Genomic DNA, 7,254 nt, shown 5'->3' with positions numbered 1-7,254 from the left:
CCCCACCCCTGACGAACATCGCCCTACACAGCAACAACGCCGCAACGTCCCGCACAGACCTGACCATCCGCGTAAGCCGCGACGACGCCGCAAGCTGGCCCCACGAGGCCCTCATCAAACCCGGCACAGCCGGCTACTCCACAATGGCCGTCCTAGCAGACGGCTCAATCGGCACCCTCTACGAAATAGCCAACACAGGCGGCATTGTCTTCACCCGAACAACCCTCCCCTGGCTCGAATCCTGAAAACCCGCGAGGGCCGGGCCCACCCCGGCCCTCGCCAAGACCACTACCCTGAGCGCGAGAAGTCAGCCGCAGGGAGCAAATCGTGGGCATCAGGTGCAGGTGCATAAGAGTCGGCTCCAGCGACATGGACGCTCTCCGAACTGACGCCACGACCTTCGTGTTCAGCTTCGACGTAGACCACCTCGGCGGCGACCCGGCACAGGACAAGGCCATCGGAATCGAGAAAACGTGGCACGCCCTGAGCCATCTCCTAGAGAAATCCTCCGGCCCCTCAGCGGACATCTTCTTCACCGGAGCCCCCCTCGCCGAAGACTGCGGCTACAGCCCACCGCTCTTCCTGGACACAGACCTGGTGAGGTCAACGACCGCCCTACTGAACCGGACCCCGTCCAGGACACTACTGGCGCACTACAACGCACAGGCGATGCAAAAAGCCGAAATCTACCCCGGCACCTGGGACGCCGCCGACGATGAGTTCAACCTCCAATGGCTCCGCGGCCACTACGAGAAACTAGTGACCTTCTGCAACACCGCCGCCGCCTCCGGCGACGCCATGCTCCTGGCCCTCACGTGACCACACCACCCGCGAGCCGCCGACATCGTGGTTCTTCCTTACAGGTGGCGGCTGCACCATGGAGTGGTACGTCTCGCTGATAGCGGTCGATCATCCGGTGCTGCTCTGGGACACCGGTGGCTGGGAACCGGACTGGGGCGGGGATCCTCACGATGGCCTGCGCTACGCGGCACCGTCCCTGCGTCAGTGGCTGTGGACCTGGGCCGACGGAGGCGACGTGTGGGACGAGGCGCTGGCACTGCTCAAGTAGGCGGTGAGGGGCGGACGAGTCGGCCTGTAAGCCGGGTTTTGTGGCCGCCGTCCCTTGCGAGGCGGCGGGTGACGGCCATCCATCTCGGGCCGCCGTTGCCGGCGGCCTCCAGCGGTCTACCCGCAGGCTCGGGCGGGCCGCCCTCGGGCACCTGCGCGGGGCCTCTTGCGGGGCCCCTTCTTGACCTTGCTCCGGGTGGGGTTTACCGAGCCGCCCACGTCACCGTGGGCGCTGGTGAGCTCTTACCTCACCGTTTCACCCTTACCACCGCGCGAGGCGGTGGCGGTTTGCTTTCTGTGGCACTTTCCCGCGGGTCACCCCGGGTCGGCGTTACCGACCACCCTGCCCTGTGGAGCCCGGACTTTCCTCGACGGGGATCGCTCCCCGACGCGGCCGTCCGGCCGGCTCGTCCGCCGTACGTAGAAGGTTAGCGGGTCGCGCGGGTCCCTTGTTCCTCGGTGAGGAGTATCGAGGCGCCAGGTAGGTGGTGGACGTCGGTCAGCTTCTCAGCCGTGAACGGCCGAGTTTGCGGCTCGGTTGTTCACGCTTCGTTGCGCTCCCCGTCGCCACTGGCTGCCGCGCTGGGGTCGCATCACCTTTCCCCTGTGCGGGGACGGGTCGGGCATGCTGACGAATACCCACGCCGTGCGCGCCCGTTGGCGGACATTCACGGCGGCGATGTGGTCGGCAGGGCCAGCGAGCCCGCACCGACGACAGCAAAAGTGGTCCCGGCCGGGACGGTTGCCGCGCGCGACGTGCCCGCAGCGCGGACAGGTCTGCGAGGTGTAGGCCGGGTCGACCTCCAGGAACGGCACCCCGGCCCGCCTGGCCTTGTAGGCAATGGCGGCGCCGAGCTGGTGGAACGGCCAGGTGGAGAGCGTGGCCCGCTGGTGCCGCCTGAGCCGTACCCGGCCACGGATCCCACTGAGTTCTTCCAGCGCGATCCCACGTCCGGTGCGTTGGGCATCGGCCACGATCTTGTTGGCTATCGCATGGTTCATGTTCGCGGCGTGGCGGCCTCCCTGGCCTTGCGCCGTGTCAGGCGGCGAGCCGCCGAGCGGGACCCGGCGGCCTTCTTCTTCTGCAGTTCGGCGCGCCGACGCGCCTGCGCCCGCCGGTACTTACTCAGGGGCTCGCCCTGGTGGTTGGTGCCATCGCAAGTGGTGGCCAGGTTCACGATCCCTCGGTCCACGCCGATCCAGTCGACCGGGTCGAACTGGTCGGTCTCCGGGATCTCACAGGTGGCGTACAAGAACCACATGCCGTCCCGGAACACCAGGTCCGACTCGCCCTTGCGGTACTCGGCCAGGGTCTTGAGGTGGGACGGCTTGCCGGTGAAAGCGAGGCCCTGCACCCGGCCCGCTGTGGTCCAGACCGACACGGCTCGGGCATCCATCTGCCAACTGAGGCAGCGATCGTCGAATGGCTGGGCGGCGTCGGGCCTGAACGTGGCGGGTTTGGATTCAGCCTTGCGGCGACGCCGGGACCCTTGCCCGCCGAGCAGTCCAGCATCGATCTGGGCGTGCAGCGTGGTGTAGGCGTCGGCGGTCTTGCGGATCACGTGCAACGCCGGCTGCGCCGACAACCCCGACGCCTTCAACTCCGCGTAGACAAGCTTTTGCAACCCGGCGCGGGAGAACACCCTCTTCTCGTACGCCACGGCCGACACCCGGTTGGCCAGAGCGTTGCAGGTGTGCAGAGTCGCGTCTAGCGCCGCCGCCTGCTCGGGCGTCGGGAGCAGTTTCACCTGCATCACCAGCTTCACCCCGGCACTGTAACATCAAGTATCCGCATCCTCACGGTAAGTTCTAGACTTTGAGAAGCTCGTTGAAGCTGCGGAGGGTCGCGGGGCCGTCGGTGTACCAGTCGATGGACGAGAGTGCCGCCACGTCCAGGTGCATCCGGTAGAGGGACGACATGGGCGCGCCCAGGGCGTCCTTGATGAGGAGCTTGATGGGCGTGACGTGCGAGACCACCAGGACGGTCTGCTCGCGGTAGCGGACCTTCAGCTTGTCCAGGGACGTGCGGACGCGCCGGGACACCTGGGCGAAACTCTCCCCGTCCGGCGGCGAGGCTTCGGGGTCGGCGAGCCAGGACTTCATCTCGGCGGGCCACCCCTTGCCCGCCTCGCCGAACGTGAGGCCCTCCCATTCGCCGAAGTCGGTCTCCCGGAAGCCGTCCTCGACGCGGACGTCCAGGCCGGTGACGGCGGCGACCTCGGCGGCCGTGGAGCGGCAGCGCGACAGGGGTGAGGTGACGATCGCGTCGAGACCGCGGTCCTTGAGGGCGAGGGCGGCGGCGCGGGCCTGGGCGACACCGTTCGCTGTGAGCGGAACATCGCCGATCCCGGCGAAGCGCTTCTCGATCGAGAGGGGCGTCTCGCCGTGCCGCAGCAGGACCGTGGTCAGCGGGGTGGACGAGACCGGACGCGGCGGCGGTTCGGGTTCGCCCGGCGTTTCCTCGACCTTGCGGGTCCAGTGCTCGCCGCGCGCGGCCGCGTCCATCGCCTCGTTGGCCAGGCGGTCGGCGTGCGCGTTCCGGTTGCGCGGGATCCAGCCGTAGGACACCGAGCCCAGCCCGGACGCCAGTTCCCGGGCCTCCAGCGCCAGCGGGATCATGTCCGGGTGCTTGATCTTCCAGCGGCCGGACATCTGCTCCACGACGAGCTTGGAGTCCATCCGGACCTCGACGCGGGCGGACGCGTCGAGGTCCGCGGCGGCCGTGAGCCCGGCGATCAGGCCCCGGTACTCCGCCACGTTGTTGGTGGCGTGCCCGATCGACTCGGCGACCTCGGCGAGGACCTCGCCGGTCAGCGCGTCCCGGACGAGGGCCCCGTACCCGGCCGGGCCAGGGTTGCCGCGCGAGCCCCCGTCCGCCTCGACGACCAGCTTGCGAGCGGTCACAGACCCGACTCGGGGGTGCGGACGAGGATGCGGCGGCACTCCTCGCAGCGGATGACCTCGTCCTCGGCGGCGGCCCGGATGTTGTTCAGGTCGACGGTGTTGAGGGCCAGGTGGCAGCCCTGGCAGGCACCGCGGAACAGCTTGGCCGCGCCCACGCCGCCGAACTGGCCGCGCAGCTTCTCGTAGAGGGAGAGCAGGTCGTCCGGGACGTCCTTGGCGACGGCGGTGCGCGCGGTGCTGGTCGTCCCGGCCTCCTCGTCGATCTCCCGCTGGACGGTGTCGCGCCGCTCGGTGAGCCCGGTCAGCTCGTCCTGCGCGGCGGTCTGGTCGGCGCGCAGCGCGGCGACCTTCCCCTCGGCCTCCTCCGTCCGCTCCATGATCTCCAGCACGACCTCCTCCAGGTCGGACTGGCGGCGCTGCAGCGACTCGATCTCCGCCTGCAGGCTGGACAGGTCCTTCGCGGACGTCACCTGCCCGGAGTCGAGCCGCTGCCGGTCGCGGTCGGCGCGGGTGCGGACCTGGTCGACGTCCTGCTCGGCCTTCCTCTGCTCCCGCTGCAGGTCGCCGACCTCGGTCTCGGCCGCCACGACCGCGTCGCGCAGCTCGGTGAGGCGTCCCTCCAGCCGCTCGATCTCCGCCAGCTCGGGCAGCGTGCGGCGGCGGTGCGCCAGCCGGTCCAGCGAGCTGTCGAGGTCCTGCAGGTCGATCAGGCGAAGCTGGGCTTGCGGTGCGGCTTTCACAATGCTCCTTCTGCGTGGAGGCGCCACGCGTCGGTGACGAGCGTGGACACCCGTGTCTCCAACTTGCCCGCTTCCGGGGAGGACGCGGCGAGCCGGCGCTCGGCGTCGGCCAGCCACGGCCATTCGGTCGCCCAGTGCGCGGCGTCCACCAGGGCGGGGCCGCCGTGCTCGGCGAACTCCGAGGCGGGGTGGTGCCGCAGGTCTGCGGTGAGGTAGACGTCGACGCGAGAGGCCCGCCCCGTGTCGAGCAGCGTGTCGAGCAGAGAGTCGCCGGCGCCGCCGCAGACGGCGACGGTGCGGACGACGGCGTCGGGGTCGCCCGCCGCGCGGACGCCCCAGGCGGTGGACGGCAGCCCGGCGGCGGCCCGCTCGGTGAACTCCCGCAGCGTGACGGGCTCGTCCAGCTCCCCGATCCGGCCGAGCCCGCGGCGCGGATCGTCGTCGGCGGGGACCATCGGACGCAGGTCGCCGGTGAGCCCGACCGCCCGCGCCAGCGCGTCCGAGACGCCGGGATCGGCCCGGTCGGCGTTGGTGTGCGCGGTGTGCAGCGCGATCCCGTTCGTGATCATCCGGTGGATCAGCCGGCCCTTCGGGGTGGTGGCGGCGACCGAGTGCACCCCGCGCAGCAGCAGCGGATGGTGCGTGACCACCAGGCCGGCGCCCCATTCCAGCGCCTCGTCGATCACGGCGGCGACCGGGTCGACGGCGAACAGGACCCGCCGGACCTCCTGGTCGGGGTCCCCGCAGACGAGGCCGACCGCGTCCCAGGACTCCGCCCACGCGGGTGGATAAAGCTCCTCCAGAACCGTGATGACATGGGATAGGCGCACGTCCCGCAGGCTACCGCGCCGAGCCGCCGCATCCGAGCCGCCGAGCGTCGCCACGGGACGCCGAGGTCTGTAACGATATGGGACGGGACAGTGCACGATCGAGAAGGGAACGCCATGCCGGCTGCCGCCGCCGCGGAACCTGAGCCCATCGAGCCCGCCGAGCCGAAGGCCGAGCGCCCGTACATGCCCGGCTACGGCATCGTCGGCGCCGACGAGGGCAGCGGGCTGCTGCCGTGGTCGTGGGCCGTGGAACGGCTGCGGGCCGCCCGCAACTTCTGGGTGTGCACGGTGCGCCCGGACGGGCGTCCGCACGCCATGCCCGTATGGGGCGCCTGGTCGGGTGAGGCACTGCTGTTCAGCAGCGCCGTCCCGTCCCGCAAGATGGTGAACCTGCGGCTGAACCCGCAGGTCGTGGTGACCACCGAGGAGGCCGAGAACCCGGTCGTCATCGAGGGACGCGCGGAGATCCTGACCGAGCCGAAGGACCTCCAGCGGTTCATCGACCTGGTCAACTCCAAGTACGCCACCCGATATCGTGTCGACTTCCTGGACCCGGAGGTGAACGCCACCGTAGCGGTGCGCCCACACTCGGTGTTCGGACTCCGCCAGGGAGATTTCACCGGTTCTCCCACCCGATGGTCGTTCGTAACCTGAACGTCCGCTGGGATCAATCTGGAGACTCATCGCGTTGGAGTCTGTGTGAAACCACCCTTTCGGCGCCGCAAGCGCGTCAAGGGCCGTCCGATGGGCCACCGCCCGGAAGCGGCCGAGCCGGAGATCGTCGAGTGGCCCCGCGAGGGGACGGGACGGTCGTCGCTGATGGGCGCCATCCGCGGGGACGGCGAGACCGGCGCGAGCTCCGGCGGCGGCCTGTTCGAGGACCTCGCGTCCGCGTTCGAGGGCTCCAAGAAGGTCAAAGTCGAGGAGCAGCAGCGGCAGAAGGTGCTGCGCCAGGACGACCACGAGCAGGCCGGGGACGGCAGCACGCGGGACGACCTGGACTCCGGCAAGATCCGGATCCGGCGCACCCCGCCGCCCGAATAGTGTCCGATTTGTATCGAACATAGGTTCGAAGGCGGGTTATCCTGACCTCGTGAGCACCTACGTTCCGCCCGGCTGGCCCTCGCAGGTGCACCCACCGGGCACCGACCGCTTCGAGGACACCGCCCTCGGCTGGCTGCTCGAGCTCGTCCCGCCCGAGTACCGCCGCTACGGCGTCCTCCGCCGCTACCCCATCGCGCTCGCGCGGATGGCCCGCCAGCACGTGAGCGCGTCCGTCGAGGCGGCCCGCGAGGGCTTCCGCACCGCCCGCGTCGACCTCGGCGACGCCGTCCCGCCGCACGGCGTCGACTCCGTCCTGGACGCCTACCGCCGCGAGGGCGCCCGCCTCGTCGCCGTGCTGCGCGCCGTCGAACTCGTCGAGACGGCCCTGCGCGGCCTCGCCGAGCCCGACGACCCCGCCCACCGCCGCCCCTTCACCCCCAAGCTTTGACGATCCCGTTGACGCGCTGTCGCGGCGTGCGCAAGCCTTTGAGCTGATCCTGACGGGAGGCGGGTTCCGGTGAGCACACCACCTGGGTGGTACCCAGATCCAGAGTGGATGGGCCGCGAACGCTACTGGGACGGACAAACCTGGACGACCGAAGCACGCCCCCACAAATCCCGCCCCCGCGCCCCCCCCCCCCCCTCTACAACACACACCCTGCCCACCG

At 70.1% G+C, this 7,254-nt stretch carries 12 protein-coding genes and 1 other RNA gene; 7 read left to right on the top strand and 6 right to left on the bottom strand.

Annotation, left to right across the window (positions count from 1 at the left end; genetic code table 11):
* From HUX53_RS40080 to HUX53_RS20295, 3 genes are all read left to right on the top strand, one after another.
* Nucleotides 1-245: sialidase family protein (locus HUX53_RS40080; protein WP_217919654.1), on the top strand; the 245-nt coding region annotated here is incomplete at its 5' end.
* Nucleotides 246-327: 82 nt separating this feature from the next.
* Nucleotides 328-819, top strand: a complete 492-nt coding sequence (locus HUX53_RS20300; protein ID WP_176404797.1) for a YfbM family protein — start codon at nt 328-330, stop codon at nt 817-819.
* A 58-nt stretch (nt 820-877) separates the two neighbouring features.
* On the top strand, nt 878-1,069 hold the full coding sequence (locus tag HUX53_RS20295) for a hypothetical protein (protein WP_217919653.1): 192 nt from the start codon (nt 878-880) through the stop codon (nt 1,067-1,069).
* 11 nt (nt 1,070-1,080) lie between these two features.
* Here HUX53_RS20295 and rnpB read toward each other — a convergent pair.
* The 6 genes from rnpB to HUX53_RS20270 form a co-directional block, all read right to left on the bottom strand.
* An RNA gene (gene rnpB, locus HUX53_RS20290) (RNase P RNA component class A) lies at nt 1,081-1,478 on the bottom strand.
* Between the two features lie 97 nt (nt 1,479-1,575).
* The gene (locus HUX53_RS42590; protein WP_309237333.1) at nt 1,576-2,070 is read right to left on the bottom strand and encodes a transposase; all 495 of its coding nucleotides are present in this window, start codon (nt 2,068-2,070) and stop codon (nt 1,576-1,578) included.
* Nucleotides 2,067-2,834: a hypothetical protein gene (locus HUX53_RS20285; RefSeq protein ID WP_309237332.1), complete on the bottom strand. Its 768-nt coding sequence runs from the start codon at nt 2,832-2,834 to the stop codon at nt 2,067-2,069. The genes HUX53_RS42590 and HUX53_RS20285 overlap by 4 nt, the downstream gene beginning before the upstream one ends.
* A gap of 43 nt (nt 2,835-2,877) precedes the next feature.
* A complete protein-coding gene (locus tag HUX53_RS20280; RefSeq protein ID WP_176404796.1) occupies nt 2,878-3,972 on the bottom strand; it encodes a bifunctional RNase H/acid phosphatase in 1,095 nt (364 codons plus the stop codon).
* On the bottom strand, nt 3,969-4,712 hold the full coding sequence (locus HUX53_RS20275; protein ID WP_176404795.1) for a zinc ribbon domain-containing protein: 744 nt from the start codon (nt 4,710-4,712) through the stop codon (nt 3,969-3,971). Before HUX53_RS20275 ends, HUX53_RS20280 begins: the two co-directional genes overlap by 4 nt.
* Entirely contained in the window at nt 4,709-5,542 is an 834-nt protein-coding gene (locus HUX53_RS20270; protein WP_176404794.1) for a Nif3-like dinuclear metal center hexameric protein, read from the bottom strand. Before HUX53_RS20270 ends, HUX53_RS20275 begins: the two co-directional genes overlap by 4 nt.
* A gap of 114 nt (nt 5,543-5,656) precedes the next feature.
* On the opposite strand from HUX53_RS20270, the gene HUX53_RS20265 reads away from it, so the two are divergent.
* From HUX53_RS20265 to HUX53_RS43100, 4 genes are all read left to right on the top strand, one after another.
* Nucleotides 5,657-6,196, top strand: a complete 540-nt coding sequence (locus HUX53_RS20265) for a pyridoxamine 5'-phosphate oxidase family protein (RefSeq protein WP_176404793.1) — start codon at nt 5,657-5,659, stop codon at nt 6,194-6,196.
* 45 nt (nt 6,197-6,241) lie between these two features.
* Nucleotides 6,242-6,586, top strand: coding sequence for a DUF6191 domain-containing protein (locus tag HUX53_RS20260; RefSeq protein ID WP_176404792.1), 345 nt, complete (start codon nt 6,242-6,244; stop codon nt 6,584-6,586).
* 49 nt (nt 6,587-6,635) lie between these two features.
* Nucleotides 6,636-7,034: a hypothetical protein gene (locus tag HUX53_RS20255; protein ID WP_176404791.1), complete on the top strand. Its 399-nt coding sequence runs from the start codon at nt 6,636-6,638 to the stop codon at nt 7,032-7,034.
* Between the two features lie 69 nt (nt 7,035-7,103).
* Nucleotides 7,104-7,254, top strand: a 151-nt coding sequence (locus tag HUX53_RS43100) for a DUF2510 domain-containing protein (protein WP_176404790.1), incomplete at its 3' end; no start/stop codon positions are given.

The organism is Actinomadura sp. BRA 177 (genome assembly GCF_013372625.1).
Classification (GTDB): Bacteria; Actinomycetota; Actinomycetes; order Streptosporangiales; family Streptosporangiaceae; genus Spirillospora.
Note: the sequence above shows the minus strand (reverse complement) of the source record. Positions and strands in the feature narration are given on the sequence as shown.